Here is a 777-nt window from a genome sequence, read left to right as displayed (position 1 = left end):
CTGGCCCCTTGCCGGATGCTAGCCAAGCGCGGCAAACGGGCTTTGAGCAGCACGTGGCCGAGCCGCGCCGAGCCGACCCTTTTGCGAGTGGCGCCCGTGCTTCCCGCTATCACCATCTGTCCGACGAACACCGGGACCTTATTGATAGAGCGATCGCCCACTCCCAGGAAAAATATGGCGAGACCACGGCCCGAAAATACACGTTTGCACTTCGCCGGTTGGCGAATGATCTCAGCGCTCGTGGCCAAGCGACCGATCTAAGAAATCACAAATCCCTGGTCGATCACGTCGGTGCCTTCTTTCCGAAAGACGTTGATATGAAGAGCGCGTTGAAGGCCCTGCGTGCGTATCATGAGCCGGGCTATTCAGCGACTGCTGGCGGCCCTGCTGCCAGCTATCCCCATCTGTCCGCCGAACACCGGGATGTTATTGATAAGGCGATCGACCGCGCTGCGGCTCAGCAAAACCAGAGCGCGGACACGCTGCGAATATACTCGAATGCGCTTCGCCGATTGGCGAATGATCTCGGCGCTCGTGGCCAAGCGACTGATCTAAAAAATCACCAATCCCTGGTCGATCACCTCGATACTTTCTTTCCGAATGACCAGAGCATTAAAACGGCGTTGAACGTCCTACGTGCGTATCATGATCCGGGCTATGCAGCGACTGGCTGGTGGCCAGCGGCGGTGCCTTCAAAGCCAGATGCGCGTATCTTGGAAAAATTAAGCAGTGACAGCGAGTTGGCCTTAAGCACCCGTGTCGTCTATGGTCGTCTTC

The 777-nt window shown here is 57.3% G+C and carries 1 pseudogene; it reads left to right on the top strand.

The features are described from left to right. Window positions 1-53: 53 nt before the first annotated feature. Window positions 54-777: pseudogene (locus C9427_RS33575) on the top strand (Ulp1 family isopeptidase); the annotation flags it as partial.

Source organism: Mesorhizobium helmanticense (assembly GCF_003034915.1).
Lineage (GTDB): Bacteria > Pseudomonadota > Alphaproteobacteria > Rhizobiales > Rhizobiaceae > Mesorhizobium > Mesorhizobium helmanticense.
Note: the sequence above shows the minus strand (reverse complement) of the source record. Positions and strands in the feature narration are given on the sequence as shown.